This window comes from Lysobacter tyrosinilyticus (assembly GCF_054779815.1).
In genome coordinates this window covers 94,026-120,648 of record NZ_BAAGXN010000006.1, presented here as the reverse complement: position 1 = coordinate 120,648, position 26,623 = coordinate 94,026, and the positions used below count along the sequence as shown (strand labels likewise).

Below are 26,623 nucleotides of genomic sequence, written 5' to 3'. Positions count from 1 at the left end.
GAGCCGGCTTCCAGCGGGTTACGGCACGATCCGATACAGCGGTGCCGGGATGAATTCACCGGTGGCGTACAGCGCCTTGCCGTCGGCGGTCCAGCCCAGGGCCTCGGCCTGTGGGATCCAGGGCAGTTCGATGACCCGTGGCGCACGGGCGACGGCCTGGGCCCAGGATTCGCCGTTGCGGCGCGGATAGAGGAGCAGGTTGCGATAGGTCATCACGGCCAGCGTGCGGCCGTCGGGGGCGATGTCTGCCGCCGTCACCTGATTCATGATCCGCGCCTGCTTCGCATTGGCGCGCAGCTCCCGGGCGGTTGGTTGCGGCACGCCGGCGAGCGTGCCGATGAGCTGTGCAGTCTGCACTCCGGACTGCGCACGCAGGGGCAGGGAGAAGACTTCCGGTGGCTGCCGTTTCTTCGAGAACAGCAGGATCTGGCCCGCGCGTTCGTCGACCGCGACCGCCTCGCAGTCGCGCGCACCGTCCGGCCAGCGGAAGGCAATCGACCAGGCGGGCCTGAGCCGGGCGTTTTCCAGCTGCGCGGGTTCCTCGATCGCATGCAGCTGCAACGTGCGGCGCAGGCCGCCGTTGTCGCCGGTGTCGGCGATGAGCAGGTAATCGCGACCGCCCAGCCGGAATGCGGCCATGTCTTCCCAGTCGGTCTTGGTCACGCCTTCGATACGCACCGTCGCCAGGCGATCGCCGTCGGGATTCACCGCGAACAATCGCGGTGGATTGCCGCCGTCGTCATGCAGCCACAGCACGTTGCGATGCCGGCGCGAGGCGGCCAGGCCGCTGATTTCGGCCAGTTGCGAATCCAGCAGCACACCGGCCAGGGAGCCGCTGCCCGAACTCGTCGCCGGCGCCGCATCGCGCGAGCAACCCGCCGCACACAGCAGGGCGCACGCGAGCAGCGGAGTGAGGTGGCGAAAACGCGACATGGCCGAAGCATCGCACGCGTCCCTCGATCCGGCCATGTCCCGGATTGGTCCCATCACGACTTGCGGCGACCGGTAAACTAGCGCCCCTTTCTGCCTCGCGCCACGTGCGCCCGCGATCGTCATGACCCAGCTCGGTACGCCTCTTTCTCCGCATGCCTTCCGCGTGCTCCTGCTCGGATCGGGCGAACTGGGCAAGGAAGTGGCGATCGAGCTGCAGCGCTATGGCGTGGAAGTCATCGCCGCCGATCGCTACGCCAACGCGCCGGCGATGCAGGTCGCGCATCGCAGTCACGTGCTCGACATGCTCGACGGCGCCGCGATCCGCGCCCTGATCGCGCAAGAGCAACCGCATCTGATCGTTCCCGAGATCGAGGCGATCCACACGCAGACCTTGGTCGAGCTGGAGCACGAGTTCGCTCAAAGCGGCGCCGCGACCCGCGTCATCCCGACCGCACGCGCCGCGCGTCTTACCATGGACCGCGAGGGCATCCGCCGCCTCGCCGCGGAGACGCTGGGTTTGCCGACGTCGGCATATCGCTTCGTAGACACGCTCGAGGACTACCGCGACGCGGTGCAGGCGATCGGCTTGCCATGCGTTGTGAAGCCCGTAATGTCCTCGTCGGGCAAGGGCCAGTCGCTGGTGCGTACCGAAACCGACATCGATGCCGCCTGGGATTACGCGCAGACCGGCGGTCGCGCGGGCGCGGGCCGCGTGATCGTCGAAGGTTTCATCCACTTCGATTACGAAATCACCTTGCTGACCGTGCGCCATCGCGACGGGACCAGCTTCTGCGACCCGATCGGCCATCTGCAGCGTGACGGCGACTACCGCGAGAGCTGGCAGCCGCAGCCAATGTCGCCCAAGGCGCTGGAACGCGCGCAGCAGATCGCGAAGGCGATCACCGACGACCTCGGTGGCTGGGGTGTGTTCGGTGTCGAACTGTTCGTTCAGGGCGACGAGGTGTGGTTCAGCGAAGTCTCGCCACGCCCGCATGACACCGGTCTGGTTACGCTGATCTCGCAGGATCTGAGCGAATTCGCACTGCATGCCCGCGCCATCCTGGGGCTGCCGATCCCGGCGATCCGCCAGAACGGACCCTCGGCATCCTGCGCGGTCCTGGCGCACGGCCATGGCGTGCCGGTGTTCGCCGGCGTCGACGCCGCGCTGACGCAGGCTGATACTCAGCTGCGCCTGTTCGGCAAGCCGCGCGTCGAGGGCCACCGCCGCGTCGCCGTGACACTCGCGCTGGCGCAGGACATCGAACAGGCGCGGCAGCGCGCCTGCGATGCGGCGGCGGAATTGCAGATCGAACTGCGCTGAGCGCGATCAAACCGACCCGGAGTAGTTCCGCAATGAACGAAGCGCACGGCTACTTTGTCTTCCTTCATCCCCAGGCACTCGAAGTTCTGGGGGCGCCGATCAAGCCTTACCTGCTGGGCGAAGGCGAGAGCCAGCACATCCTGTGTCGCGAGATCGATACCGCAGGTGCGCTGATCGAAATGATGCTCGCCGGACAGACGCCGGATGGCAAGACCGTGCAGATCGAGCTGATGGTGCCCGGCTCGATGGTGCGCATGATCGTGTCGGCGCACGGCGACGAGCAGTTCGGGTTCCAGCCGCGCTTCGGCGGCTCGCCGCTGCAGACGTTGCCGCCGGTGGGTCCGACCGCGGCGGCGCCACAGGCGGCCCCGCAGGATGTGCCGACGGCCACCGGTGCACCGACGCAGACTCCGCCCAAGCCCTAATACGCGACATCCGTGTAGGCTGGGTTGGGTTAACCAACCCAGCGCATGCACGTGGATGCTGGATTGGTGAAGCCAACCCAGCCTACGCCTCCCTAGAGCGAGCAGCCGTAACGCGAGAGCTCTTCCTTCGCGACGTCGTGGGTGATGCTGCAGGCCTGCGGCAGGGTGGCGCGATGTTCCGGATTGCCCGCCGCTTCCTTCCAGGTGGTGAACATCTGATGCGCTTCGGCAGTCAGTGCGGCGCGACGGTTCGCGGGCACCTTGTTGTGGATGCAGCTGTTGACCTTGGTCAGGTAGTCGTCGCACTGGAGTACGCCGACGATGTTGTCGCCGGGCTCGCTGGCGTTGTGCGATTCGGCCTGGGAACACGCGGACAGCGCGAGGCTGCACAAGACCGCGCTGGACAGCGCGGCAGCCGCGAAGGACGTCGGAAGTTTCATGATCGGCTCGAAACAGGCAGGCCGCATCGCGGCGATGCCGTGTACTTCACTGCGTGCGTGTTACCGCGTGATGAATGGACGATGGCAATGCCTAGTCCGTCGCGTAGTTCCGGCCGAGAGGTGCCTAGCGAACGAACTCCAGTTCGCGCCATTCCCGCCCGTCGAACCCTTCCAGCGGCTGGAAGCGCCGCTTGTAATCCATCTTGCGATGGCCAGCGATCCAGTAGCCCAGGTACAGATGCGTGCGCCCAGTACTGCGCGCCCATTCGATCTGCTTGAGGATCGCCAGCGTGCCGAGGCTGCGTTCGACGAGATCCGGGTCGTAGAAGGTGTAGACGGCGGAGATCGCCGAATCCACGACATCGGTGACCGCCACGGCCAGCAACCGGCCACTGCCGTGGTCGGCGTGCTCGCGCAATTCGATGAAGCGCCCTTCGCTCCAGCTGCCGACGAGGAACTGGTCGAATTCGGTCGCGCCGTGCCCGTCCATGCCGCCGCCCGCATGCCGGCCGGCGAGGTAGCGCCGGTACAGCGCGAGCTGTTCCTCGGTGCGTTCGGCAGGTTGCACGCGCATGTCGACGTCGGCATTGCGCGCGAGGCAGCGGCGCTGGCTGCGATCGGGCCGGAAGCGGGCGATCGGGATGCGCACGGCCACGCAGGCCCGGCACTGCGCGCAGTGCGGCCGGTAGACGATGTCGCCGGAACGGCGGAAACCCCAGCCGAGCGCCAACGGGTACCACTGCTTCATGCGCGGATCGCGCGGATCGAAGACGAGGTCGCGCGCGACGCGTTCCGGCCAGTACCCGCAGGCATGCTCCGTGGTCTGGAACAGGCGGAAATCGTCTGCGTGCTGGATGGGGTCGGTGCCCATGGCGGCAGCATACCGCCGGGCGTGCAGATGTTGCGTGGTCGGGCGCAAATGCTCTGTCGCGCCGCCGTCGTCACCGCGCGGCTTGGGCGGGCCGGGCCCGCCCCACGGGATCAGCCGTTCAAGCCGTAGGAGGCAACGTGACGCAGCACCTTCACCACCTGCCAGGCGCCGCCGACGCGCTTCACTTCCAGCGTCTTGTAGTGCGCGTACTGGCCGTGATGGAACGACTCGAACTCGACCGTGCCGGCATCCGGACCGGTGGGCTTGAAGCCACGGACGGTTACCAGCAGCGCCGGCTTGCCGGTGGCGGCCTGGTAGCTGCCGCGGTCGGGATTGAATTCGCGCACACACTGCGACATCGGCACGACTTCATTCGACGGCTGCTTCATCGCCGCGACCACCGCGCCCGAGGCATCGGCGTCGTCGATCGCCAGACAGAGCACCAGCCTTTCCTTGGCCAGTTCCTTGGCGAATACCGCCAGCGCCAGCGATTCGGGCGTACCGCCCTCGCGTCGGGCCTGGTCGGACACCGCCGGAGCGGCAGGGGCCACGACGGCCTGACGCGGCGCATAGCAACCGCGCAGCATCGCAAGCACGATGATCACCGCCATGCCGGCCAGCAGGATCAGCTTGAAGCGGAACATGCGCTTCTGTGCCGGCGACTTCTCGTAGCGCGCTTCCTCGGTGCGGAAACTCAGCGGCAGGAAGCTGTCGCTGGGGTTAGTGGATTCGAGCAGGCCCCGGTCGCGCAGGATTTCGCGTGCGCGGGTGTGGTCTTCCGAATGCACCACCCAGACCGCCGGCTTGGGCGCCGAATCGTCGCTATAGCTGGCGCGGCTGCGCATTTTGCCCTTGTAGCTGCGGCCATTGGTGATGCGCACCTCGATGCCGGCATCGCGCAATAGCTGAGCAACTGCTTCGACGTTTTCGAGGCGAAGACTCGTGAATACCTGACGCATGGGTTACTTCGCCTTGGTGTCTTGCACGACGCGGATCAATCCTTCCTGTGCGGTGCTCGCGACGAGCCGGCCGGCGCGGTCGTAGATCATGCCGCGCGCCAGGCCGCGCGAGGATTGCGCGCTGGGGCTGTCGATCGAATACAGCAGCCAGTCGTCCGCACGGAAAGGACGGTGGAACCACATGGCATGGTCGAGCGAAGCCATCTGCACGTTCGGCTGGTAGTAGCTGATCCCGTGCGGGAACGTCGCCGTGCCGAGCAGGTGGAAATCGGAGGAGTACGCAAGCAGCGCACGATGCAGCTCAGGCGCATCGCCGACTTTCTCCGAAAGGCGGAACCACACGTGCTGGTAAGGCGGCCGCTTGGGCGGATTGAGCTCGTCGCGCGGATACACGTGACGGAACTCGAACGGTCCCTGGCGCGACACCCAGCGCTGCACCTTGGTCGGCAGCGTGGCGAGGATTTCCGGCGCCAGTGCCGGCGCGGGATCGATGTCCTCGGGCTTGGGCACTTCGGGCATCGACAGCTGGTGCTCGCCGCTGTCCTCGTCCTTCTGGAACGAGGCTGCGAGGAACAGGATCGGCTGACCGTGCTGGATCGCGGTCACCCGGCGCACCGAGAAGCTGCCGCCGTCGCGCGTGCGGTCGACCATGTAGACGATGGGCGCTTCGATGTCGCCGGCACGCAGGAAGTAGGCGTGCAGCGAGTGCGCATTGCGCGGGTCGCTGCCTGAATCCATGGTCGCCTGCGCAGCCGAGAGCGCCTGGCCCAGCACCTGTCCGCCGAACACGTATTTGGTGCCGATGTCGCGGCTTTGGCCGCGGAACAGGTTGTCCTCCAGGCGTTCGAGCGAGAGCAGTTCGATGAGCTCGGAAACGGGGGAGGTCATGGGCAGCGGTACTCTGGCAACAAGACCGTGATTATAGCGGTCGCGGATTGCCCGCCCTTTGCCCCTGCATGCAGCCCTTCAGGACGTCAGCACGGCGTAGCCGCGGTTCTGATAGGCGATCAACACGAGGGTGCGGCTGGAGCTACTGGCGAGCTCGTAGGGCGGGTCTTGACCCGCCTTGCCGATTCCCCGGCGGGTCAAGACCCGCCCTATGGAACTCAGATCCGCCCGCGGTGTGTGCGGGCAGTGTCAGCCTGGCGAAGGAATCAGCCGTTGCAGGTCCACGGCTCCCAGTACGCGCTGCCACGGAAACAGCGGCCCCGGATCGCACTTGCGCGGCACCTGTACCGACGGATCGTCGGAAGCGGCTTCGGTCGTGGTGTCGAGGTCCTCGTGCCCGGCGATCTGCCGCAGCGACGAGACTTCGATCTGCAGCTTCCGCAACAGCGCGACCAGCGAGGCGATCTGCGCGCCGGTGTACGGCTCGTCCATCGTCTGATGGCGTGAGTCGTGCCAGTTCGGATAGCGGCCGGTGTTCACCAGTTCGATGCCGATGGCGCGGGCGTTGTAGCCACGCACATGGTGCGCGATGCGTTGCAGCGGGACGTACTGGAAGATGCGGCCGTCGCGATCGATGTAGTAGTGGCCGCTGTTGCCGGTGCCTGAGCCGTAGTGCACGCGCTCGCCGAATTCGCGCGCCATCGCCATGTCCGGCAGCTCGGTGCAATGGATTACCACAAGGTCGATCTGCGCCAGTGGGCGCTCGTCCAGGAGGGCCTGGTAGGGCAGCAGGTCGACGGTGACAGGCAGCGGCGGCGGCTCGGGCAACATGCGGCGGATGCTAGCATTCGCCTTTGTTCCACTCGTCCAAGGGGGCCGTAATGACTTTGCCACCCCCGGATTCCGAGCTGGGCCGGCTGATGGCGACCCTGCCGCGCCCGGGACGGCTGGATTGGATCGGCCTGCGCCCCGCGCGCGGCCTGGTCATGGATGAGGTCGCCGAAGTCGAAGCGATCGCCGGCCGAGGCTTGGTCGGCGATCGCTATTCCGCGACCAACGGCAGCGGCAAGCGTGGCGTGACCCTGATCCAGGCCGAGCACCTCCCGGTGATCGCGGCCTTGTCGGGCCATGCATCGGTGGCTGCCTCGTTGTTGCGGCGGAACCTCGTCGTCTCCAGGCTGCCCTTGATCGCGCTGAAGGAGCGACGCTTCCGCATCGGCGTGGTCGTGCTGGAGGGTACCGGCGACTGCGACCCGTGTTCGAACATGGAGAAGGCGTTGGGTCCCGGTGGCTTCAACGCGATGCGCAGCCATGGCGGCCTGTGCGCGCGAATCGTCGAAGGCGGTGTGATCCGCCTCGGTGATGCCGTGGTCGCGCTGACCTGACGCCTCCTCACCCACGTATTCCGTCGCGCGCGTGCGCGCAACTTGATCGCAAGCAACATGCCCGGACACTGCATCCTCTGCCACGGCTTCGAAAGCGGCCCCGACGCCACCAAGGTCACCGCCCTGGCCGACGTCGCGCAGCGTCTGGGCTGGACCCATGAACGCCCGGATTTCACCGACCTCGACGCGAGGCGCGAAGTGAGCGAGCTCGGCGACGTGTTTGCGCGCGTGCAGCGCCTGCTCGCACTCGCGCGCGATGCCGTGACGCGTGGCCCGCTGGTATTGGCCGGATCGAGCCTGGGCGCCTGGATTTCCGGCCAGGTATCGCTGCAGGTGCCGGTAAGGGGCCTGTTCCTGATGGCACCGCCGATCGCGCTGGATGCCGCGCATCCGATCGACGCCGCGCAGGTGCCGGTCAGCATCATCCACGGTTGGGACGACGAACTGATCCCCGCCACGCAAGTCGTCGACTGGGCACGCGCACGGCGCGCGCGCCTGTTGTTGGTCGACGACAGCCATCGCCTGTCGGCGCACGTCGAAGCCAGCGCCGTGGCATTCGCTCAATTCCTGGAGTCGTTGTGAAGTTCTTCGCAAGTTGCGGTAAGGGTCTGGAATATCTGCTCGCGGACGAGCTTGTGGCGCTGGGTTGCGCGCGTGCGACGGCGACGATCGCGGGCGCCAACACGGAAGGCTCGCTCGCCGACGCGCAGCGCGTGGTGTTGTGGTCGCGCCTGGCCAGCCGCGTGCTTTGGCCATTGGCGGAGTTTGATTGTCCGAACGAACTCGCCCTGTACGAAGGCGTAGCCGCCATCGACTGGCCGCAACACCTGCAGTCGGGCCACACGCTGGCGGTCGATGCGCATGTGTCCGGCGAAGCTCTCACCCATGCGCGTTATGCCGCGCAGCGGGTCAAGGATGCGGTAGTCGACGTGATGCGCGCGCGCACCGGTGCGCGCCCGGATGTCGACGTCGAAGCGCCCGACCTGCGCCTGAACCTGGTCGTGCGCAAGGGCAGGGCGGTGCTGTCGGTCGATCTCGGTGGTGGTCCGATGCATCGACGCGGCTGGCGGCGCATGCAGGGCGAAGCGCCGCTAAAGGAAAACCTCGCGGCTGCGGTGCTGCTGCGCGGCAACTGGTCGCGCGTGCATGCCGAAGGCGGCGCGTTGTGGGATCCGATGTGCGGCAGCGGCACGCTCGTGATCGAAGCCGCGCTGATGGCGGCCGATGTGGCGCCCGGGTTATTGCGGCATGGTAGTTCGCTTCCCAGCGGCTGGCGTGGATTCGACGTCGAGTCGTGGAAGCGACTGCGCGTCGAGGCGATCGAGCGCGAAGCGAAGGGGCGAGCGGCATTGCGGCCCGTGTTCCGCGGCAGCGATCTCGATCCGCACGCGATCCGTGCCGCGCGCGAGAACGCAATCGCTGCGGGCGTGGAAGAAGCGATCGAATGGAGTGTCGCCGATGTGCGCCAGGCCGGCGACGCTGCGGCGCCAGCGGACAAGGGTCTCGTCGCCTGCAATCCGCCCTACGATGCGCGACTGGCTGCCGATCCGGCGCTGTATCGCGCGCTGGGCGATGCGCTGAAGCGCAGCGCGCCGCAATGGCGTGCCACGCTGTTGTGCGGCGATGCGGATCTGGCTTTTGCGACCGGTCTGCGCGCGGCAAAGAAATACCAGCTATTCAATGGCGCAATCGAATGCACGCTGATCGTCGCCGATCCCATCGCGCCGCCGCAGCGTGAGCGAAGTGCCGAGCAGCAGGCCTTGTCCGAAGGCGCGCAGATGGTCGCCAATCGCCTGCGCAAGAACCTGCGCAAGCTGAAATCCTGGCGCGAACGCGAGGGCGTGTACTGCTACCGCGCCTACGACGCGGATATTCCCGAATACGCCGCGGCCATCGACGTCTACGAGACCGTCGACGCCGTGCCGCGCACTTTCCTGCACGTGCAGGAATACGCCGCACCCGCCGAGATCCCATTGGACGTACAACGTCGCCGCCTCAACGAGACGCTGGCAGCCGCGCGCGAAGTCCTTGGGGTGCCGCGCGAACAGACCGCATTGAAGACCCGTGCCCGCGGCAAGGGCGGGAGCAAGTACGGTCAGTTCGATACCCGCGGCGAATTCGTCGTCGTGCGTGAGGGTGACGCGCTGTTGCGCGTGAATCTGTTCGATTACCTCGACACCGGCCTGTTCCTCGACCACCGGCCGATGCGCCTGCGCATCGCCGAAGAGGCCAGTGATGCGCGCTTCCTCAATCTGTTCGCCTATACCGGTGCCGCCACCGTGCATGCGGCGCGGGGCGGCGCGCGCCACACCACCACCGTCGACCTGTCCGCCACCTATCTGCAATGGTGCGCCGACAACCTGCGCGAGAACGGTATGGGTGGTTCGAAGCACCGGCTGGTGCAGGCCGACGTCATCGAATGGCTGGAGCACGATCAGGGCGAGTACGACCTGATCTTCTGCGATCCGCCGACCTTCTCCAATTCCAAGCGTGCCGACGACTTCGACGTGCAGGCCGCGCACGTGGAGTTGCTGCGAGCCGCAGTCGCGCGCCTGTCGCGCGAGGGTGTACTGTACTTCTCCAACAATTTCCGCCGGTTCCGGCTGGACGAAACAGCGGTGGCGCAATTCGCGCACTGCGTCGAAATCAGCCGTGAAACCATCCCGCCCGACTTCGAGCGCGATGCACGCATCCACCGCTGCTGGAAGCTGACCCGGCTCTGAGACATGAAGCGAGCGCGTCCCGGTGTCATGAAGTTTTTCTGGCAATGGCTGAAGAATCCATTGCGCACCGCTGCGGTCGTTCCTTCGAGTTCCGAACTCGCCTACGCGATGATCGGCGAGCTGCCGGAAGGCACGCAGCGGGTCATCGAACTCGGCGGTGGTACCGGTGCGATCACGCGCGAGCTGCTGGCAGCCGGCATCCATGCCTCGCAATTGTTCGTGCTTGAACTCAACGAGGAATTGCACGCCCACCTGCACACGCGTTTTCCCGGCGTGTGCGTGGTGCTGGGCGACGCGCGATCGCTGCCGGAACTGGCCGCCGGATGCGGTTTCCTCGATGACGGCCCCGCCGATGCGATCGTTTCCGGCCTGGGCCTGCTGACCATGCCGCCTGCCCTGCAACAGGAAATCCTGTCAGCGGCATTCCAATGCCTGCGTGCCGACGGTGTCCTGGTGCAGTTCACCTACGGGCCCGCGGCGCCGGTGGCCGAATCCGTGGTGAGGCAATTGCGGCTGAGGGTTCATCGCGGTGATTTCGTGCTGCGCAATGTCCCCCCGGCTACCGTGTACGTGTATTCACGACATACATAACGAAGAGGCCGCGTCATGCGACGTGGCCTCCTGATTTCTCACGGTGGCGCCGGATCAGTCGCGATCGAGCATCCGGTGCAGATAGCCCCCCATCAGGCCGCCGAGGATGGGCGCCAGCCAGAACAGCCACAGCTGCGAGATGGCGCCAGAGCCTGCAAACAGCGCAACGCCGGTGGAGCGTGCCGGATTCACCGAAGTATTGGTCACCGGGATGCTGATCAAATGGATCAGCGTCAATGCCAGGCCGATCGCGATCGGGGCGAATCCGGCCGGGGCGCGCGGGCCCGTCGCACCAAGGATGACGACGAGGAACATGCCGGTCATGACGACTTCGCACAGGAACGCGGAGGCGACGTTGTAGCCGCCGGGTGACAGCTCACCGTAGCCATTGCTGGCAAACGCGCCTGCGGCATTGCTATCGATGGTGAAGGTGCCGTTGCCTTGGGCGATCTGCATCAGGATGAAGCCGGCGAGGATCGCGCCCGCCACCTGCGCCACGATGTACGGCAGCAGATCGCGCGCGGCGAAGCGACCACCGGCCCATAGGCCGAGACTCACCGCTGGATTGAAGTGGCCGCCTGAAATGTGGCCCAGCGCGAAGGCGCCGGTGAGCACGGTCAGGCCGAATGCCAGTGATACCCCGAGCAGGCCGATTCCGAGCGGATTGCCATCGCCACCGAACTTCGCCGCCAGCACCGCACTTCCACAACCGCCCAGCACCAGCCAGAACGTGCCGATGAACTCGGCACCGAGTCGCTTCACCATGAGCATGCTCCCCGAACGCCAGCCCGGGATGGACCGGTCCGGGCCGATGCTACTCCTGGACCAACCACAAAAAAAAAGCGCCGGCGGTTGCCCGCCGACGCCGCTTGTTGCCTCGATCGTGTGTCAGTTGCTGGTCAGTCGCGTCGCGCCGAACTTCAGCGATTGCGTCTGCTGCAGCACCTGTCCCAACTGTTCCTGCGAATCCGCCTGCATCCACATGTAGGCCACGCGACCGTCGGGCAGCTTGACCACGGTTTCGCGCGCCTGGACCTGCGTGCCGGCGATTTCGGTGCGATACCAGGTGACTTCGCGACCGTCGATCGATACGCGCTCCGCCTTGTTCGCGCCCTTGGGCTTGAACGGTGCGTCCTTCGCGATCGTCATGCCGAAGGCTTCAGTGCCGTCCGCACGTAGTGCGCGGCAGAAGTCGGAATCCGGACTGCCTCGATGTTCCCAGGTCAGGCCGGTGTCGGCGGAAAGATACGGGCAAGCGCCCACGTCCTGGGCCGCAGCGGTGCCGGCCAGCGGCAGCAGCAGCAAGAGCCAAATAGGCTTGTTCATCGACACACCCCCTGATTGCAAAAAATTGCGGCGTTCGTTAAGGGCCGATGAAACCGTGCCCTTGCGACCGAACATAGCGCCCTTTCGGGGGCTTGACAAATTCCGGTGTTTCACTTCCGTGAACGGGGCGTCTGGCTTGGCCGAATTTGTTTCGCCTGCAACTAGGCCCATTTAAATCAATGGGTTATGGGTGCTCGTGAATTCGGATTCAGCGATCTGGTAGCGGAATGAACTCGGTCTCACCCGGGACTGCGCCAAATCGACCCTCGATCCAGTCCTGCTTGGCCTGATCTATGCGTTCCTTGGAGCTCGACACGAAGTTCCACCACATGTGCCGCGGGGCATCCAGCGGTTCGCCGCCCAGCAGCATCGCCTTCAGCGGTGTCTTGGCGCGCAGGCGAGGGCGTGTGCCGGGGTCGAGTACGACCAGGTGCTGCACCGGAATATCCGCGCCATCGAGTTGCGCATCACCTTCGAGCACATACAGCGCACGCTGGGCATGACTGTCTTCGAGTGCCAGTTCCGCGCCGGCATCCAGATCGATCGCGACATACAACGTGTCGGCGAATACGCGTACCGGCGATTCTTCGCCATAGCCGCGCCCGGCAACCACACGCAACCACGCGCCATCGCGACGTTGCTGCGGAAGCGTTGCCGCCGCGTGATGGAAGAATTCTGGCGCGATCTCCTCGTACGCGCGCGGCAACGCGACCCAGGTCTGCAGGCCGTGCACCGGGTGCGCGTGTTCGCGCACATCCGGCGGGGTGCGTTCCGAGTGGGCGATGCCGCGGCCTGCGGTCATCCAGTTCACATCGCCGGGCTCGATGTCCTGCACGCTGCCCAGCGTGTCGCGATGAGTAATGCGTCCCGACCACAGGAACGTCACCGTCGCCAGGCCGATATGCGGATGCGGACGCACATCGACGCCGCGCCCGGCTTCGAACATCGCTGGCCCCATGTGATCCACGAATACGAATGGGCCGACCGAGCGCGCCTGCAGCGATGGCACCGCACGGCGCACCTGGAAGCCGCCCAGATCGTGCACGCGCGGTTGAATGATGAGCGTCATGGTGTGGCTCCGCGGGCTTCTATGCGCACGGTGACCTGCGGGTTTGCGCCGGGCGCGAGCGCCACCAGCTGCAAGCGCCATGCGCCGATGTGCGTCGACAAGATGCGTTCGGTATTCAGCGTGACGCGCGAGGCCGGTGCGCCCTTGTCCGCGTAGTCGAAGAGCACGTCGGCATCGCCCGCCCGCACGCACTGCACTTTGGGAGGGCAACGTGAATCGTTGGCGATGCCGACGTAACGCAGGGTCGTGGCGTCCGGCAGCGTGACCTGCTGGTTTACGGTCAGCGCGATGTCCTGGTTTGGCGCGACCGAGCCGCCTGTGGCGCAGCCGGACAGCATGGTGAGTACACCCAACACGAAGAAACGGGACATGGCAGCTCCGGCCTATGGGGAATGCCAAGGCTAGCGCAATCGCGCGCGGTCAGATGCACGTACTTGCGACCGTGCGAGGAACGGACATTCCCGCCGTTCTGCGCAGAAATCACTCGTCGCGACGGGAGGCCAGGCGGTCGGCGAGCCGGGTCGGTTCGGGCAGGCGATAAGTGGTGACGAAACGCATCGTCATCTCCGGCGCGGTAGCCATCGCCACCCGGTGCCCGGGCGAAACGACCAACGGCAGGGAGCCGGGCTTGCTGCGCAGCAGCCAGCCGATCTGCGCACCCTCGTCGCGCAGGGTGGTGAAGGCGCCGCGCATTTCGTGCAGCACGATCGATGGCGTGCCGACAAGGATCTTCTTCGCCACGCCGATGGTCGGCAGGTTGGCCGCGACACCGAAGTGCGAGGCGACGCCGAACCGGCGGGGATGGGCGATGCCCTGGCCGTCGATGAAGGCCAGGTCGGGTCGCGTCGACAGCAGCGCGAGCGCTTCGAGCAGGGCCGGTAATTCGCGGAAGCTCAGCAGGCCGGGAATGTAGGGCATGCGGGTACTCACCCGGGCCACGTGCGACTCCAGCACCTGCTGGCTCTCGGCATCCAGCAGGACGGCCGCTGCACGGGTCGTTGCGCCGTCGTCCTCAAAGCCCACGTCGAAGCCGGCGACCGTGCGGAGCGGCTTGGCGAAGTCGTCCTTCAACCGCACCTGCTTGGCCAGCTCGACCTGCAATGCGCGCGCTGCAGCGACATCGCCATCCCACGCCGTCGGATTCGTCATGGTTGACGCGTCCAGTCGTAAGTGGCGTTGCCGGCGGAATCGATACGCACGGTCATGCGCCGGTCGAATTCGTCGTCCGCCATCGGTGCAACGTCGCACTGGCAGAGTGCAGCGGCGATGGCGGGCGCCGTGTTGCTGTGCCCGACCAGCAGCACCGTTCCGTGCGGATGCGACTTGCGCAGCTCCGCGGCGAATTCGGCGGCCGGTTGCCTGGCGTCGTAGGTTGTTACGGCAAGTCGGTGCGCCTGGGCGGAGGGCAGCGCGGTCTGCTGCGTACGTCGATAGGCCGTGGCGTACACGGCGGCCAGCGGAGCATCGCGCAGGGAGTCGGCGAGCCGATTGGCGCGCGCGAGCCCTTCTGCGGTCAGAGTCGGATCGCGCGGATCGTCGTTGCCCTTTTCCGCATGCCGCACAATCACGTACGTCGTCGTCGCATCCGCGTCGATGGATTCGCCAAGCGCATGCGCGCAGCCGACGAGCAGGGTTGCCGACAATGCAGCCGACAGCAGGGGGGCAAACAAGCGCATGGACAGACTCTGGAAGCTGGTGCGCCTGCGGACCTGCGGGCACACGAACGATGATGCTGCTACGCGGCCTCCGTGGCCGCGCGAATGGATGGACGGCCCAGGCGCTTGATGGCCTGCACGCCGAATTGCAGGACGAACGCAGCAGCCAGGCCGGCAATGAACGCGACTGCCGTGGTGACGGCCGGCAGCAGTACCGCGAGCGTGACGCAGAATGCCGCGAAAGAGAAATAACCCGCCATCATCCCGCGCACCAGCTGCGCCACATAGGCCGGCCCCTGACTGCGCTGCGAGAACATGCACAGCACGCTGGCCAACACCGGGAACATGGCCATCAGCCCGCTCCAGCGAGAGCCGAGCGCGCCGGCAGCGCCGGTCACTGCCGCGACCAGGAGTGCACCGGCGGTCATGCGAGCGAGTATTTCGGTGTACGGCGCCGGCTTGGCGGTCGTAGTCGGCGAGGCGGCTGGCAGGCTGCGCGGCGCCAGCCAAAGTGCGCCGAGAGTGATGACGGTCGCCGCCATGAGTGGCAGTTGCAGGTGTGCCAGCGCGAATGCCGTCGCTGCCCAGGCCGCAAGCGCCGCTGGCAAGGACCACCACCAGGCCCGCGAGCGGCACATCCATGCATAGACGACGCCGAACACCAGGGCCGCGATCACCGCCGAGACCGATGCCGCGGCAGCATTAGCTGCAAACGCATGTCCACGTTCGATGCAGATGAAGAGCAGGATCGGGCCCGCGACCAGCGGAAACCCGGCCATCATCCCTGCGACCTGCGGACCCCAGCGGCGTGCGGCCAGGGTGATCAGCACGATGAAGATCGGAACGATCAGAAGTTTCAGTGCCAGCAATGCAGGTTCCTTGTTTTCTCAGCGATGGACAAATGGCGTCGCTGTACGCATTAGGCCGCCGGTCGCAGCGCCAGCATCAGCCCGCGTGCCGCATTGAGACGGGTGGCCGCATCGGGAAGTTCGAGCGTCAGTCGCAATTTGTCCGATCCTTCCATCCGATAGAGCTTGGGTTGGCCCTGGATCATCTTGATGATCGACATTGGATCGACCTTGGGCTTCTCGACAAAATGCACGCGGCCGCCCTTGTCGCCCAGGTCGAGCTTGCGGATGCCCAGTTCGGTGGCTTGCAACTTGAGGTCGGCGATCGCGAACAGGTGTTTGCCCGCGTCCGGCAGCAGGCCGAAGCGGTCGATCATCTCGACCTGCAGTTCGCGCAGCTCCTCGCTGTCGCGCGCACCGCTGATGCGCTTGTACAAGGTCAGGCGCGTGTGCACGTCAGGCAGATAGTCTTCGGGAATCAGCGCCGGCACGTGTAGTTCGACTTCGGCGCCGCGTGCTTCATGCGCATCGACATCGGGCAGCTTGCCCTGACGGATCGAGCGCACCGCGCGTTCCAGCAGTTCGGTGTACAGGCTGAAGCCGACTTCGGCCATCTGCCCGCTCTGGTCCTCGCCCAGCAGCTCGCCGGCGCCGCGGATTTCCAGGTCGTGCGTGGCGAGGGTGAAGCCTGCGCCGAGTTCGTCCATGGCCGCGATCGCGTCCAGGCGCTTGCGCGCGTCGTCGGTGATCGCCTTGCGATCAGGCACGACCAGGTAGGCATAGGCGCGGTGGTGCGAACGACCGACGCGGCCGCGCAGCTGGTGCAGCTGGGCCAGGCCGAAGCGATCGGCGCGATGGATGATGATGGTGTTGGCGTTGGGGATGTCGATGCCCGACTCGATGATCGTCGAAGCCAGCAGCACGTTGTAGCGCTGCTTGTGGAAGTCGAGCATCACCCGTTCCAGCTCGCGCTCGGGCATCTGGCCATGGGCGATGCCGATCCGTGCTTCGGGAACGAGTTCCTCCAGCTGCTTTCGCATCTTCTCCATCTGCTCGACGTCATTGTTGAGGAAGTACACCTGGCCACCGCGCGCGAGCTCGCGCTGGAACGCCTCGCGCAACTGCGCGTCTTCCCACGGCACGACGAAGGTCTGCACCGCGAGGCGATGCGCAGGCGGAGTAGCAATGATCGACAGGTCGCGCAGGCCTGCCATTGCCATGTTGAGCGTGCGCGGGATCGGCGTGGCGGTGAGCGTCACCAGGTGCACGTTGGCGCGTAGTGCCTTCAGCGCTTCCTTCTGGCGCACGCCGAAGCGCTGTTCCTCGTCGACGATGACCAGGCCGAGGTCCTTGAAGCGCACATCGCCCTGCAGCAGGCGATGGGTGCCGACGATCACGTCGATCTTGCCTTCGGAGACCTTCTGCAACTCGGTCTCGATTTCCTTCTTGGTCTTGAAGCGCGACAGCACTTCGACCTTGATCGGCCAGTCGGCGAAGCGATCGCGGAAGTTGCGGTAGTGCTGCTCGGCCAGCAGCGTGGTTGGCACCAGCACCGCGACCTGCTTGCCTGCTGCGGCCGCGACGAAGGCCGCGCGCACCGCGACTTCGGTCTTGCCGAAGCCGACATCGCCACAGACCACGCGGTCCATCGGCTGCGAGCTGGCCAGATCGCGGATCACCGCTTCGATGGCGGAATGCTGGTCGGGGGTTTCCTCGAACGGGAAGGCCGCGGCGAATGGCTCGTACATGGCGCGATCGACATCCAGCGCGAGCCCGGCGCGCGCCCGGCGCTTGGCCTGGATTTCCAGCAGTTCCGCGGCGACGTCGCGGACCTTCTCCGCGGCCTTGCGCTTGGCCTTGGTCCAGGCCTCGCCACCGAGCGAATGCAGCGGCGCGGTTTCCGCCGACGCACCCGAGTAGCGGCTGATCAGGTGCAGCTGCGCGACCGGTACGTACAGGCGGTCGCCCTTGGCGTATTCGATCTCGAGGTATTCGCCGGGCATACCGCCGGCCTCGAGCGTGATCAGGCCGCGATAACGGCCGACGCCGTGGTCCTCGTGCACGATCGGCGCGCCTTCGGTGAGCTCGCCGAGGTCGCGGATGATCGCTTCGGGTTCGCGGCCGGCGCGCTTGCGGCGGCGAGGCTGTGCGGCGCGTTCTGGGAACAACTGGCGTTCGGTGAGGATCGCGAGCGCGGGTTCGCTGATGGCGAAGCCGTCTTCCAGTGGTGCCACGCCGATTGCGAAACGTTCGGCGTTCGCGGCGAAGGTGTTCCAGTCGGCGACGACCGCGGGTCGCAGCTCGGCGGCCTGCAGCAGCTCGAGCAGCGCTTCGCGCCGGCCCGGAGAATCCGCGGCGACGAGTACGCGACCGGGATAGGTGCGCAGGAACGACTTCAGCGCTTCGGCCGGCTGCGCATCCTTCGCCGCAACGGGAAGGGACGGCGCCGGTTGATCGCCCAGCGCGGAGGCGCGTTCGCGCTGCGGATGCATCTCGCCGCAGATTTCGACGCGGTCGCCCTTGTTCAATTGCTCGCGCAATGCGTCCGGCGACAGATACAGCTCGGGCGGCGGCAGCAGCGGACGTTCCAGGTCGTGACGGCGTTGTTCGTAGCGCTCGGCGGTCTGCTTCCAGAACTGTTCGGCTGCTTCCATCGCGCCGTCGGCGATTACCGGCAGTGCGTTGGCCGCGAGGTAGTCGAACAGCGTGGAGGTCTGCTCGAAGAACAAGGGCAGGTAGTACTCGATGCCCGCCGGCGCGAGGCCCGCCTTGAGATCCTGATAGAGCGCGCTGCGGCGCGTATCGACGTCGAAGCGGTCGCGCAGGTTGTCCAGCGCGCGTTTCAGCGCGGCTTCATCCAGTGGCAGCTCACGACCCGGCAGCAGATGCACCGCATCGATCTTGTCGAGCGAGCGCTGCGATTCCGGGTCGAACACGCGGATGGTTTCGATCTCGTCGTCGAGCAGTTCGACGCGGAACGGCGATGCCGCACCCATCGGATACACATCGAGCAGGCCGCCACGTACGGCGAAGTCACCCGGGTCCAGCACCTGCGGCACGTGGCGATAGCCCGCGCCTTCCAGGCGCCGCTTCTCGGCATCGAGATCCAGGCGCTGGCCTACGCGCACGTCGAAACTGCCGCCGACCACGTGCTTCAGCGGTGCCACCCGCTGTAGCAGGGTCTGTACCGGCACGACCACTATCCCGCGCTTGAGCGTCGGCAGGCGGTGCAGCGCGGCCAGGCGTTGGCTGACGATGTCGGGGTGTGGACTGAACTGGTCGTAGGGCAGCGTTTCCCAGTCCGGGAATGGCAGCACCGGCAGCGAGGCATCGTTGCCGACGAGCGTGCGCAGGTCGGATTCGAGCTGGTTCGCGCCGTGGTTGTCGCGCGCCACCACCAGCAAGGGGCCGGCATGCGCCATCGCTGCAGCGGCGATGTGGAAGGCCAGTGCGGAAGGCGAGGCGGGCGCACGCCACCAGGCGCGTTGCTGGCCGGGCTTCGGCAGGGGCGGAGCGGGGAAGCGAAATGAGGCGGAATCGTTCATGGAGTCAATGCGCAAAAACGACGGCCGCGCCGGACGCAGGCGTCCAGCGCGGCAAAGGCGCGCAGTTTACCGCGGGGTGGTGGCGTGGGCCGGCGGCAGGGCGGGAAACACTATCCCGCCATCATCGGCGGTCCGCCGATGGCGCGCCTCAACGCGCTTGCTGCGGCTGATACGACGGTCGCTGCTGTTCGGGCGGCACGCGGCCGTGGCTGCGCGGCTTCAATTCCAGGGTCACGCGGACCAGGCCAGGCGATTCCTGGCGGAATGCGCGTTCGAAGCCGAGAGAGTGCGCGAGCGACAGCATCGGTCCGTTGTTCTCGAGCACGTCGCCATACAGGCAGTTGAGCTTCTTGCCCTTGGCCCACTTCACCAGCCGGGTCATCAGATAGCGGCCAAGGCCCATCTGCTTGATGTAGCGGCTGACGAGAATTGCGAATTCCGCGTCGCGGCCGTTGTCGTCGATCGCAACGCGCGCGACCGCACCGATCAGCGCCTCGCCCGGCGGCAGCGGCTCGGCCACGACCAGGGCGAATTCGTTGCGTGGATTGACGTGGGTGAGGCGCTCAACGGTTTCCGGAGCCAGCTCTTTCACCGTGTGCAGGAAGCGCTGACGGATCTCGTCGGGTTCCAACAGCCCGAAGCCGGCGCGCAAGGGCTCGGCATCCTCGGGACGAATCGGTCGGATCAGGACCTGTCGCCCGTTGGCGAGCGTCACGCGTTCATGCCAGGGCGGAAGGCGTTCGCGGGTGGAAGAACCTTCAGTCATATGCGGATATTGGCACACTGTTCGTTTAGAACTTCATCACACCCGTTCGGGTGGTCATCACATGAATGAAACATCTCTGCGCAAACTCACCGCCGACTGGCCCGGTGTCGAGGCCGGAATCAAATGGGAAGACGATCTGGTCTTCACCGTGGCCGGAAAAATGTTCTGCGTGACCTGCATTCGCGGGCCGCACAAGGGCTCGATCAGCTTCAAGGTGGAGGACGAACGGTTCCTCGAATTCACCGGCCGGCCGGGCTTCATTCCCGCGCCGTACCTGGCGCGCGCGCATTGGGTGCAGATCGCTTCGGCCAAGCCGTTGCCTGCGAGCGAACTGTGCGAATTGGTCCGCCGCAGCTACGAGTTGGTCCGGGCCAAATTGCCGAAGAAGACCCAGCGTGAACTTGCAGACTGAAAGCGGACCCGCCAAACGCGCGCCGCCTGTGCGTTTCGGCGAAGCATTGCGCTTCTGGTGGCTGCTGGGTTGCATCAGCTTCGGCGGCCCGGCCGGACAGATCGCGATCATGCACAACGAGCTCGTCGACAAGCGGCGCTGGATCAACGAAGAAGCGTTCCTGCGTGCGCTGAATTTCTGCATGCTGCTGCCCGGGCCGGAAGCGATGCAGCTGGCGACCTGGTTGGGCTGGCGTCTGCACGGTTTGCGCGGCGGCATCGCGGCGGGTGCGTTGTTCGTGTTGCCGGCCGCAGTGTTGATGGCGCTGTTGAGCTGGGGCTATCTGACCTGGCAATCGTTCCCGCTGATGAGTGGCGTCGTGTTCGGCCTGCAGGCGGCGGTGCTGGGGATCATCGTGCATGCGGCGCAGCGCATCGGTAGACGCGTGTTGAAGACGCCGTTCACGGCCGCGCTTGCGTTGTTCGCGTTGCTGGCGATCGCGGTCGTGCGCGTGCCGTTTCCGTTGTTGTTGCTCGCTGCGGCGTTGGCAGGATGGCTGGTGTGGCGTTGGCGACCGCGCTGGCTGCCGGCTGCGGAAGCCGCGGCTTCCGGACATGCCGCCATGCCGCGCTCCAGCATTCGATACGCGTTGCGCGTCGGTGCCGCCTGCCTGTTGTTGTGGTGGTTGCCGATCCTCGCGCTTGGTGCCTGGCTCGGTCGTGACAGTACGGCCTTCGGCATGGGGCTGTTCTTCAGCAAGACCTCGCTGTTGACCCTGGGCGGCGCGTACGCCGTCCTGCCGTATGTGGCGGCGCAGGCGGTCGAGGTGCAGGGCTGGCTGACGCAGGCGCAGATGATGACCGGCCTGGGACTCGCCGAAACCACGCCCGGGCCGTTGATTCTGGTGCTCGAATTCGTCGGCTTCACCGGTGGCTGGCAGCATCCGGACCTCGCGACGCCGCTGATGTCCGCCGTGTTGGGCGCATTGGTGAGCGTGTGGGCGACGTTCCTGCCCAGCTTCCTGTTCGTGCTCACCGCGGCGCCATGGATCGAGCGCATCGGGCGCTGGCCGCGCGCCAACGCGATGCTGGCGGCGGTGACCGCCTGCGTGGTCGGCGTGATCGCGCATCTCGCGCTGTGGTTCGGCTGGCGTCTACTGGCTGCACAGGCCTGGCCGGCGATGGTCCTGGCCCTCGTCATCGCGGCGCTCGTATATCTGGGCCTGACGCGTTGGCGTTGGCCGGTAGCCGCCGTGGTGCCGGCGGCGGGCTTGCTAGGCGCCATTTCGCAGGTCTGGCTTCCGCTGGTCGCATAAAGGCCAGCAGCGGGTGCGATGTTAGAATTCGCCGGCTTTTCAGCCCGATAAGACAGGAACACACAGCATGGCCGGTGGTGGTGATTCAACTCGCGCGATCTTCTTCGCGTTGGGCGCCAATTTTGCGATCGCGGTGTCCAAGGGCGTCGCGGCATTCTTCACTGGCTCCAGCGCCATGATGGCCGAGACCGTGCATTCGCTCGCCGACTGCGGCAACCAGCTGCTGTTGCTGTTGGGCATGCGCCAGGCCAAGCGTCCGCCTTCGCCCGACTATCCGCTGGGCTATGGCAAGGCGATCTACTTCTGGTCGTTCCTGGTCGCGCTGATGCTTTTCAGCGTTGGCGGCATGTTCTCGCTGTACGAAGGCATCCACAAACTCCAGCATCCCGAACCGCTGAAGCAGTGGTGGTGGGCCGTGGGTGTACTGGTGTTCGGCATCGTCGCCGAAGGCATGTCGATGCGCGCCTGCCTGGAGGAAGTGAACAAGGCACGCGGTTCGCGCACGCTGTGGCAGTGGTTCCGCCAGAGCCGCCAGGCGGAGCTGGTGGTGATCTTCGGCGAAGACCTCGCTGCGCTGCTGGGTCTGGTGCTGGCGCTGGTCGCCATCGTGCTCTCGGTGATCACCGGCAATCCGCTGTGGGACGCCATCGGCACGATCGCGATCGGCTCGCTGCTGGTGGTGGTGGCCGTGTTCGTGGCGATCGAAGTCAAGGCGATGCTGATCGGCCAGAGTGTCGATCCCGAGCGCGAGCTGGAAATGCGCCGCTTCATCGAAGCGCGTGAGGAAGTCGGTCGCGTCATCAGCCTGATCACGCTGCAACTGGGCAGCGAAGTGATGGTCGCGGTGCAGGCGGAGATGAGCGAGCGCCAGACCACGCATCACCTCGCCGAAGAGATCAATCGGGTGGAGCGGGCGCTCAAGGCGGAGTTCCCGGAAGTGCGCTGGAGTTTCTTCGAACCGGATCTGAAGCCGCAGATCTGATCGCAAACTGACAGGAAGGGGGCGGTGTGAAGTTGATGGAGATCCTGTTCTACGTCATTGGCATCGCCGCCGCAGGTTGGTTTGGGGCGATGGTGGTCAAGCGGCTGTCCCCACCGCCCGGGTCGCTAATTGCACCGGTATCTGCGTCCACGCGTACCAAGCGCGTCGACGTGTCGGCCGAGACGATCCTCGCGCCCTATGCCACGGCATTGGCGAAGACACAGCGGCCCACCCTGAGCATCACCCTGGAGCCGATGCCCGGCGACGACGTACTCGCGAGCAAGGTCGGCGGGCGCGCGTACTGGCGTGATGGCCACGACTATCCGCGCGGCGGGAATGGCCAACCGCTGTTCCTGCTGGCGCAGATCGACTTCTCCCAGGCGCCCCCAATTCCGGGTTATCCCGACAGCGGCCTGCTGCAGTTCTTCATCGCCAACGACGACCAGTACGGCGCGGATTTCGGGCCCAACGCGTCGTTGCAGAAGGATTTCCGCGTCGTGTACTGGCCGGCGCCGCTGGCCGCGCCCGGGCCATCGACCGTGCCGGCGTCACCCGGCGAGACTTATCTGCCGATGGATCCGCACAAGCCACGGCGGATGCGCTTCGCCGCAGTCAACGAAACCATGGGCGCCGGCGACACCGGCATTGCGACCATCCTCGGCCAGGACGTCTATGCGCTTGCCGAGGAATACGCCGCGCACCATGGCCTGCCGGAAGACGCCGTGGTCGACGCGCTCTACACCCACCTCGCACGCACCGGCCACAAGCTCGGCGGATATCCCTACTTCACCCAGGAAGACCCGCGCCGCGCCGACGATCCGCGCCGACTGCTACTGCAGCTGGATACCGACGATCAGATGATGTGGGGCGATGCCGGCGTCGCCAACTTCTTCATCGACCCCGATGACCTGGCGCGTCGCGACTTTAGCCGCGTCATGTACAACTGGGATTGCCACTAGGGCGGAGTACGCAGCCATTCCACCCGCGCCTGCGGGTGGCGTTCGCCCACGGCGTGGGTCAGGGCGCGCAGGGCCGGTGCCAGTTTTTCGTCGAGCTGGAACGGTGCGTTGAGGATCAGCAGCCCGCTGCCATTCATGTGCAGCGGCGAATCGTCCGGACGCACCAGCAACTCCGCAATCAGCACCGACTTCGCCGGCAAGGTCGCGGCGCGGCGGTAGAACGGCTGCAGGGCGCGGCGCAGCTTGATCGGATACCACAGCGCATAGCAGCCCTGCGGCCAGCGGCCCATTGCATCGCGCAAGGCGTGGAGCGCGGTGTCGAATTCCTCCAGCTGCGATTCGTAGGGCGGATCGATCAGCACCAGGCCACGACCGAACTTGGTCTCGCCGATGCGCGGCGGCAGCAGCGCCTTCATCGCGGCATAGCCGTCGCGTTCGTGCACGGCGATGCGCGGGTCGCGGGCGAAGTTGGCCTTCAGCTGCGCGGCTTCCTCGGGATGCAGTTCGCAAGCGGCGATGCGGTCGTCGTCGCGCAGGGCATGGGCGAGCAGCCAGGGCGATCCCGGGTACGCAGCGCGGCCGTGTTCGTTACGGCAGGCGCGGACGGCCTGCAGATAGCGGTGGATGAGGGGGTTGGCGGGCGCCTCGGCCAATAGCCGGCCGATGCCGCCCTCGGCCTCGCCGGTGCGCTGTGCGGACTGGCTGTCGAGGGCGTAGAGCCCGCGTCCGGCGTGGGTATCCAGCGCGAACAGCGGCGTCGGTTTGGTGGTCAGGGCGTCGCAGATCGCCAGGACGGCGACGTGCTTGAGCACGTCGGCATGGTTGCCGGCGTGGAAGGCGTGGCGGTAATTCATGGCGATAGGGTAGCGCGCCGTGCTCTATCCTTGCCGCAGTTCCGCTTTGCCGCCCCGCATGCCGCGCATCCTGCTAGTCGAAGACGAACCCGCCATCGCCGACACCGTGCTCTATGCGCTGCGTTCGGAAGGCTTCGAGGCGCGGCATTGCCTGACCGGCGGCGAGGCCCTGCGGGTCGCAAACGAAGACGGGTTCGACCTGGCCATCCTCGACGTCGGGCTGCCCGACATCGGCGGCTTCGCCCTGTGCCGCGAACTGCGCCGCGCCAAGGCCCTGGCCGGCATCGAGTTTCCGGTGATCTTCCTCACCGCGCACGATGCCGAAGCCGAACGGATCATGGGCCTGGAAATCGGCGCCGACGACTACGTGACCAAGCCATTCTCGCCACGCGAGCTGGTGGCGCGGGTTCGCGTGGTGCTCCGGCGTGGACACGGTGGCGCCGTGTTCGCCGCCAGCTCCCAAGGCTTCGAACACGACATCGAGGGTCATCGAATCCGCTATCGCGGCCGGTTGCTCGATCTGACTCGCTACGAGTACGGCCTGCTGGCCGCGCTGCTGCAGCGCCCCGGCGCGGTGCTGTCGCGCACGCAGCTGATGGATCGGGTCTGGGGCGATGCGCTGGAGTCCGGCGATCGCACCATCGATACCCATGTGAAGACATTGCGGGCGAAGCTGCGTGCGGTGACGCCGGATACGGATCCGATCCGGACCCACCGCGGCCTGGGCTATTCGCTCGAAACCGCATGACATGAAAACCGGGCTGCGTATCTTCCTGGGCTACTTCGTGATCGTCGCGCTGGCGGGGATCCTGCTGATGCGGGTGTTCGTGGCCGAAGTGAAGCCCGGTGTGCGCCAGGCGATGGAGGACACGCTGGTGGACACCGCCAATGTGCTGGCCGAAGTGGCCAGCGCCGACTTCCTCGCGGGCCATATCGCCGACGGCGAATTCGCGCGCCGCGTGAGCGCCTTGCGTGCGCGCCACGTCGATGCGCAGATCTGGGGGCGCCGCAAATTCGGCACCAGCTATCGCGTCTACGTGACCGATGCGCGCGGCATCGTGGTGTTCGACAGCGACGGGCTCGCATTGGGCCAGGACTATTCGCGCTGGAACGACGTGTACCTCACGCTGCGCGGACGCTACGGCGCGCGCTCGACGCCCAGCGATCCCCAGGATGAGAACTCCTCGGTCATGTACGTCGCCGCGCCCATGCACGACGCGCAGGGCCGTATCGTCGGCGCGCTCACCGTAGCCAAGCCCAACCGCACGATCGCACCCGTGATCGCGCATAGCCAGGCGGTGGTGTTGCGCTGGGGCGGGGTGCTGCTGGGCGCGGCGCTGCTGATCGGACTGATCGCCGCGTGGTGGCTGTCGCGGCAGCTTGGCAGCCTGCGGCGTTACGCCAACGCCGTCACCGTGGGCGAGCGTGCGACCTTGCCGCGCACCTCGGGCGAATTCGACGAGCTCGGTCGTGCGCTGGAAACCATGCGCAATCGCCTCGAAGGCAAGCAGTACGTCGAGCAGTACGTGCACACGCTGACGCACGAGATGAAGAGCCCGCTCGCGGCGATCCGCGGCAGCGCGGAATTGCTGGAAGAGTCGGACGGGCATGCGATGTCCGAGGCCGACCGCGCGCGTTTCGCCACCAGCATCCGCCTGCAGAGCGATCGTCTGGCGCAGATGATCGACAAGCTGCTGGCGCTGGCCGGAGTCGAACACCGGCAGAAGCTGGAAAGCCGCGAAGTAGTAGACGTGAGCGAACTTGTCCGCACCGCGGGCGAACAGTGCGCGCCGCGCCTCGCCCGCAACGGTCTGCACCTGCGGTTCAATCTCCCCGAGCCCATGCCGGCACTGCACGGTGACGCTTTCCTGCTGCGGCAGGCGCTGGTCAATCTGATCGAGAACGCGGCCGACTTTTCACCCGACGACAGCGCGATCGAACTGCGTGTGCAGGCGGAATCGAGCGGCGTCCGCTTCGACGTGCTCGACCGGGGGCCTGGGGTTCCCGACTATGCGCTGACGCGGGTATTCGAACGCTTCTACTCGCTGCCACGTCCGCAGGGTGGCAGTCGCAGCAGCGGGCTAGGGCTGTGTTTCGTGGCGGAAGTGGCTGCACTGCACGACGGGCAGGCGACGCTGGAAAATCGCGAGCCAAACGGGGCCAGGGCGAGTCTGTTCATCGCGGGCGGCCCGCGACCATCTTGAAGAGTCGGGCGGTTTGGGCCGCGCCTGCGGCCGATATTCGTGAATTAGCAGTTCTGCTTTCTGCCGTCCCCGCTAGCCGTACGCTCGCATAGAGCGGACTTCACTTCCGCTTCACCATTCCCCCATCGTCCGCGCACCGGCATTGCCGATCCTGCTGGCAGTCACCCACGCAG

28 protein-coding genes are annotated in these 26,623 nt (G+C 66.3%); 12 read left to right on the top strand and 16 right to left on the bottom strand.

Features of this window, described 5'->3' with window-relative positions:
* Window positions 1–18: 18 nt before the first annotated feature.
* Window positions 19–933, bottom strand: a complete 915-nt coding sequence (locus tag ACYVGK_RS14135; RefSeq protein ID WP_460734793.1) for an SdiA-regulated/phytase-like domain-containing protein — start codon at window positions 931–933, stop codon at window positions 19–21.
* 121 nt (window positions 934–1,054) lie between these two features.
* Here ACYVGK_RS14135 and purT point away from each other — a divergent pair, with 121 nt between their 5' ends.
* Window positions 1,055–2,254: a formate-dependent phosphoribosylglycinamide formyltransferase gene (purT, locus tag ACYVGK_RS14130; protein WP_460734791.1), complete on the top strand. Its 1,200-nt coding sequence runs from the start codon at window positions 1,055–1,057 to the stop codon at window positions 2,252–2,254.
* A gap of 32 nt (window positions 2,255–2,286) precedes the next feature.
* Window positions 2,287–2,679: a hypothetical protein gene (locus ACYVGK_RS14125; RefSeq protein ID WP_460734789.1), complete on the top strand. Its 393-nt coding sequence runs from the start codon at window positions 2,287–2,289 to the stop codon at window positions 2,677–2,679.
* 92 nt (window positions 2,680–2,771) lie between these two features.
* On the opposite strand, the gene ACYVGK_RS14120 is transcribed toward ACYVGK_RS14125, so the two are convergent.
* The 5 genes from ACYVGK_RS14120 to ACYVGK_RS14100 all read right to left on the bottom strand — a co-directional run bounded on the left by ACYVGK_RS14120 (window position 2,772) and on the right by ACYVGK_RS14100 (window position 6,668).
* Window positions 2,772–3,119 carry a hypothetical protein gene (locus tag ACYVGK_RS14120; RefSeq protein ID WP_460734787.1) on the bottom strand — a complete coding sequence of 116 codons (348 nt, stop codon included), beginning with the start codon at window positions 3,117–3,119 and terminating at the stop codon, window positions 2,772–2,774.
* Window positions 3,120–3,243: 124 nt separating this feature from the next.
* Window positions 3,244–3,990, bottom strand: a complete 747-nt coding sequence (locus ACYVGK_RS14115) for an arginyltransferase (RefSeq protein ID WP_460734784.1) — start codon at window positions 3,988–3,990, stop codon at window positions 3,244–3,246.
* A 110-nt stretch (window positions 3,991–4,100) separates the two neighbouring features.
* Window positions 4,101–4,949: a hypothetical protein gene (locus ACYVGK_RS14110; protein ID WP_460734782.1), complete on the bottom strand. Its 849-nt coding sequence runs from the start codon at window positions 4,947–4,949 to the stop codon at window positions 4,101–4,103.
* A gap of 3 nt (window positions 4,950–4,952) precedes the next feature.
* Window positions 4,953–5,837, bottom strand: a complete 885-nt coding sequence (tesB, locus tag ACYVGK_RS14105; protein ID WP_460734780.1) for an acyl-CoA thioesterase II — start codon at window positions 5,835–5,837, stop codon at window positions 4,953–4,955.
* Between the two features lie 249 nt (window positions 5,838–6,086).
* Window positions 6,087–6,668, bottom strand: coding sequence for an N-acetylmuramoyl-L-alanine amidase (locus ACYVGK_RS14100; protein WP_460734778.1), 582 nt, complete (start codon window positions 6,666–6,668; stop codon window positions 6,087–6,089).
* Between the two features lie 50 nt (window positions 6,669–6,718).
* Between ACYVGK_RS14100 and ACYVGK_RS14095 the strand changes: the two genes are divergently transcribed.
* Genes ACYVGK_RS14095 through ACYVGK_RS14080 form a run of 4 tightly spaced genes read left to right on the top strand, consistent with a single transcriptional unit; the run spans window position 6,719 to window position 10,536 of the window.
* The gene (locus ACYVGK_RS14095; RefSeq protein ID WP_460734776.1) at window positions 6,719–7,222 is read left to right on the top strand and encodes an MOSC domain-containing protein; all 504 of its coding nucleotides are present in this window, start codon (window positions 6,719–6,721) and stop codon (window positions 7,220–7,222) included.
* 57 nt (window positions 7,223–7,279) lie between these two features.
* The gene (locus tag ACYVGK_RS14090; protein ID WP_460734774.1) at window positions 7,280–7,804 is read left to right on the top strand and encodes a hypothetical protein; all 525 of its coding nucleotides are present in this window, start codon (window positions 7,280–7,282) and stop codon (window positions 7,802–7,804) included.
* Entirely contained in the window at window positions 7,801–9,945 is a 2,145-nt protein-coding gene (gene rlmKL, locus ACYVGK_RS14085) for a bifunctional 23S rRNA (guanine(2069)-N(7))-methyltransferase RlmK/23S rRNA (guanine(2445)-N(2))-methyltransferase RlmL (protein ID WP_460734772.1), read from the top strand. Before ACYVGK_RS14090 ends, rlmKL begins: the two co-directional genes overlap by 4 nt.
* A 27-nt stretch (window positions 9,946–9,972) precedes the next feature.
* Complete coding sequence (locus tag ACYVGK_RS14080; protein ID WP_460734770.1) at window positions 9,973–10,536, top strand: class I SAM-dependent methyltransferase; 564 nt, start codon at window positions 9,973–9,975, stop codon at window positions 10,534–10,536.
* Between the two features lie 54 nt (window positions 10,537–10,590).
* Here the strand turns inward: ACYVGK_RS14080 and aqpZ are convergent, their stop codons facing one another.
* The 9 genes from aqpZ to ACYVGK_RS14035 all read right to left on the bottom strand — a co-directional run bounded on the left by aqpZ (window position 10,591) and on the right by ACYVGK_RS14035 (window position 19,745).
* Window positions 10,591–11,307, bottom strand: coding sequence for an aquaporin Z (aqpZ, locus tag ACYVGK_RS14075; RefSeq protein ID WP_460734768.1), 717 nt, complete (start codon window positions 11,305–11,307; stop codon window positions 10,591–10,593).
* Window positions 11,308–11,424: 117 nt separating this feature from the next.
* Entirely contained in the window at window positions 11,425–11,862 is a 438-nt protein-coding gene (locus tag ACYVGK_RS14070; RefSeq protein WP_460734766.1) for a hypothetical protein, read from the bottom strand.
* 208 nt (window positions 11,863–12,070) lie between these two features.
* A complete protein-coding gene (locus ACYVGK_RS14065) occupies window positions 12,071–12,931 on the bottom strand; it encodes a pirin family protein (RefSeq protein WP_460734764.1) in 861 nt (286 codons plus the stop codon).
* Window positions 12,928–13,302, bottom strand: a complete 375-nt coding sequence (locus ACYVGK_RS14060) for a hypothetical protein (RefSeq protein ID WP_460734762.1) — start codon at window positions 13,300–13,302, stop codon at window positions 12,928–12,930. The genes ACYVGK_RS14065 and ACYVGK_RS14060 overlap by 4 nt, the downstream gene beginning before the upstream one ends.
* A 109-nt stretch (window positions 13,303–13,411) precedes the next feature.
* On the bottom strand, window positions 13,412–14,080 hold the full coding sequence (gene nfi, locus ACYVGK_RS14055; RefSeq protein ID WP_460734760.1) for a deoxyribonuclease V: 669 nt from the start codon (window positions 14,078–14,080) through the stop codon (window positions 13,412–13,414).
* Entirely contained in the window at window positions 14,077–14,607 is a 531-nt protein-coding gene (locus ACYVGK_RS14050) for a phosphoglycerate mutase family protein (RefSeq protein WP_460734758.1), read from the bottom strand. The genes nfi and ACYVGK_RS14050 overlap by 4 nt, the downstream gene beginning before the upstream one ends.
* 59 nt (window positions 14,608–14,666) lie before the next feature.
* Complete coding sequence (locus ACYVGK_RS14045; RefSeq protein WP_460734757.1) at window positions 14,667–15,455, bottom strand: hypothetical protein; 789 nt, start codon at window positions 15,453–15,455, stop codon at window positions 14,667–14,669.
* Between the two features lie 50 nt (window positions 15,456–15,505).
* Window positions 15,506–18,979, bottom strand: a complete 3,474-nt coding sequence (gene mfd / locus ACYVGK_RS14040; protein ID WP_460734755.1) for a transcription-repair coupling factor — start codon at window positions 18,977–18,979, stop codon at window positions 15,506–15,508.
* A 148-nt stretch (window positions 18,980–19,127) separates the two neighbouring features.
* Window positions 19,128–19,745, bottom strand: a complete 618-nt coding sequence (locus tag ACYVGK_RS14035; RefSeq protein ID WP_460734753.1) for a GNAT family N-acetyltransferase — start codon at window positions 19,743–19,745, stop codon at window positions 19,128–19,130.
* Window positions 19,746–19,806: 61 nt separating this feature from the next.
* On the opposite strand from ACYVGK_RS14035, the gene ACYVGK_RS14030 reads away from it, so the two are divergent.
* The 4 genes from ACYVGK_RS14030 (at window position 19,807) to ACYVGK_RS14015 (ending at window position 23,392) form a co-directional block, all read left to right on the top strand.
* Window positions 19,807–20,157: an MmcQ/YjbR family DNA-binding protein gene (locus ACYVGK_RS14030; protein ID WP_460734751.1), complete on the top strand. Its 351-nt coding sequence runs from the start codon at window positions 19,807–19,809 to the stop codon at window positions 20,155–20,157.
* Window positions 20,141–21,451 (top strand): chromate efflux transporter, encoded by a 1,311-nt coding sequence (gene chrA, locus ACYVGK_RS14025; protein WP_460734748.1) that lies wholly within the window; start codon window positions 20,141–20,143, stop codon window positions 21,449–21,451. Before ACYVGK_RS14030 ends, chrA begins: the two co-directional genes overlap by 17 nt.
* Window positions 21,452–21,518: 67 nt before the next feature.
* Complete coding sequence (locus tag ACYVGK_RS14020) at window positions 21,519–22,433, top strand: cation diffusion facilitator family transporter (RefSeq protein WP_460734746.1); 915 nt, start codon at window positions 21,519–21,521, stop codon at window positions 22,431–22,433.
* Between the two features lie 35 nt (window positions 22,434–22,468).
* The gene (locus ACYVGK_RS14015) at window positions 22,469–23,392 is read left to right on the top strand and encodes a YwqG family protein (protein ID WP_460734951.1); all 924 of its coding nucleotides are present in this window, start codon (window positions 22,469–22,471) and stop codon (window positions 23,390–23,392) included.
* Here the strand turns inward: ACYVGK_RS14015 and ACYVGK_RS14010 are convergent.
* The gene (locus ACYVGK_RS14010; RefSeq protein WP_460734744.1) at window positions 23,389–24,246 is read right to left on the bottom strand and encodes a 23S rRNA (adenine(2030)-N(6))-methyltransferase RlmJ; all 858 of its coding nucleotides are present in this window, start codon (window positions 24,244–24,246) and stop codon (window positions 23,389–23,391) included. The genes ACYVGK_RS14015 and ACYVGK_RS14010 overlap by 4 nt on opposite strands.
* Window positions 24,247–24,304: 58 nt before the next feature.
* On the opposite strand from ACYVGK_RS14010, the gene creB reads away from it, so the two are divergent.
* Together creB and creC are read left to right on the top strand one after the other, a co-directional pair.
* A complete protein-coding gene (gene creB / locus ACYVGK_RS14005) occupies window positions 24,305–24,994 on the top strand; it encodes a two-component system response regulator CreB (protein WP_460734742.1) in 690 nt (229 codons plus the stop codon).
* Between the two features lies 1 nt (window position 24,995).
* Window positions 24,996–26,450 carry a two-component system sensor histidine kinase CreC gene (gene creC, locus ACYVGK_RS14000; RefSeq protein ID WP_460734740.1) on the top strand — a complete coding sequence of 485 codons (1,455 nt, stop codon included), beginning with the start codon at window positions 24,996–24,998 and terminating at the stop codon, window positions 26,448–26,450.
* The last annotated feature ends 173 nt before the right edge of the window (window positions 26,451–26,623 follow it).

Excerpts from the sequence above, each read along its gene's own strand:
- aqpZ (WP_460734768.1), bottom strand. The coding sequence starts at position 11,307 with ATGCTCATGGTGAAGCGACTCGGTGCCGAGTTCATCGGCACGTTCTGG.
- nfi (WP_460734760.1), bottom strand. The coding sequence starts at position 14,080 with ATGACGAATCCGACGGCGTGGGATGGCGATGTCGCTGCAGCGCGCGCA.
- ACYVGK_RS14100 (WP_460734778.1), bottom strand. The coding sequence starts at position 6,668 with ATGTTGCCCGAGCCGCCGCCGCTGCCTGTCACCGTCGACCTGCTGCCC.
- ACYVGK_RS14080 (WP_460734770.1), top strand. The coding sequence starts at position 9,973 with ATGAAGTTTTTCTGGCAATGGCTGAAGAATCCATTGCGCACCGCTGCG.
- ACYVGK_RS14050 (WP_460734758.1), bottom strand. The coding sequence starts at position 14,607 with ATGCGCTTGTTTGCCCCCCTGCTGTCGGCTGCATTGTCGGCAACCCTG.
- ACYVGK_RS14010 (WP_460734744.1), bottom strand. The coding sequence starts at position 24,246 with ATGAATTACCGCCACGCCTTCCACGCCGGCAACCATGCCGACGTGCTC.
- creB (WP_460734742.1), top strand. The coding sequence starts at position 24,305 with ATGCCGCGCATCCTGCTAGTCGAAGACGAACCCGCCATCGCCGACACC.
- ACYVGK_RS14060 (WP_460734762.1), bottom strand. The coding sequence starts at position 13,302 with ATGTCCCGTTTCTTCGTGTTGGGTGTACTCACCATGCTGTCCGGCTGC.
- ACYVGK_RS14015 (WP_460734951.1), top strand. The coding sequence starts at position 22,469 with ATGGAGATCCTGTTCTACGTCATTGGCATCGCCGCCGCAGGTTGGTTT.
- purT (WP_460734791.1), top strand. The coding sequence starts at position 1,055 with ATGACCCAGCTCGGTACGCCTCTTTCTCCGCATGCCTTCCGCGTGCTC.
- ACYVGK_RS14090 (WP_460734774.1), top strand. The coding sequence starts at position 7,280 with ATGCCCGGACACTGCATCCTCTGCCACGGCTTCGAAAGCGGCCCCGAC.
- ACYVGK_RS14110 (WP_460734782.1), bottom strand. The coding sequence starts at position 4,949 with ATGCGTCAGGTATTCACGAGTCTTCGCCTCGAAAACGTCGAAGCAGTT.
- ACYVGK_RS14030 (WP_460734751.1), top strand. The coding sequence starts at position 19,807 with ATGAATGAAACATCTCTGCGCAAACTCACCGCCGACTGGCCCGGTGTC.
- tesB (WP_460734780.1), bottom strand. The coding sequence starts at position 5,837 with ATGACCTCCCCCGTTTCCGAGCTCATCGAACTGCTCTCGCTCGAACGC.
- creC (WP_460734740.1), top strand. The coding sequence starts at position 24,996 with ATGAAAACCGGGCTGCGTATCTTCCTGGGCTACTTCGTGATCGTCGCG.
- ACYVGK_RS14070 (WP_460734766.1), bottom strand. The coding sequence starts at position 11,862 with ATGAACAAGCCTATTTGGCTCTTGCTGCTGCTGCCGCTGGCCGGCACC.
- ACYVGK_RS14035 (WP_460734753.1), bottom strand. The coding sequence starts at position 19,745 with ATGACTGAAGGTTCTTCCACCCGCGAACGCCTTCCGCCCTGGCATGAA.
- ACYVGK_RS14020 (WP_460734746.1), top strand. The coding sequence starts at position 21,519 with ATGGCCGGTGGTGGTGATTCAACTCGCGCGATCTTCTTCGCGTTGGGC.
- ACYVGK_RS14065 (WP_460734764.1), bottom strand. The coding sequence starts at position 12,931 with ATGACGCTCATCATTCAACCGCGCGTGCACGATCTGGGCGGCTTCCAG.
- mfd (WP_460734755.1), bottom strand. The coding sequence starts at position 18,979 with ATGAACGATTCCGCCTCATTTCGCTTCCCCGCTCCGCCCCTGCCGAAG.
- ACYVGK_RS14135 (WP_460734793.1), bottom strand. The coding sequence starts at position 933 with ATGTCGCGTTTTCGCCACCTCACTCCGCTGCTCGCGTGCGCCCTGCTG.
- ACYVGK_RS14125 (WP_460734789.1), top strand. The coding sequence starts at position 2,287 with ATGAACGAAGCGCACGGCTACTTTGTCTTCCTTCATCCCCAGGCACTC.
- ACYVGK_RS14115 (WP_460734784.1), bottom strand. The coding sequence starts at position 3,990 with ATGGGCACCGACCCCATCCAGCACGCAGACGATTTCCGCCTGTTCCAG.
- ACYVGK_RS14095 (WP_460734776.1), top strand. The coding sequence starts at position 6,719 with ATGACTTTGCCACCCCCGGATTCCGAGCTGGGCCGGCTGATGGCGACC.
- ACYVGK_RS14120 (WP_460734787.1), bottom strand. The coding sequence starts at position 3,119 with ATGAAACTTCCGACGTCCTTCGCGGCTGCCGCGCTGTCCAGCGCGGTC.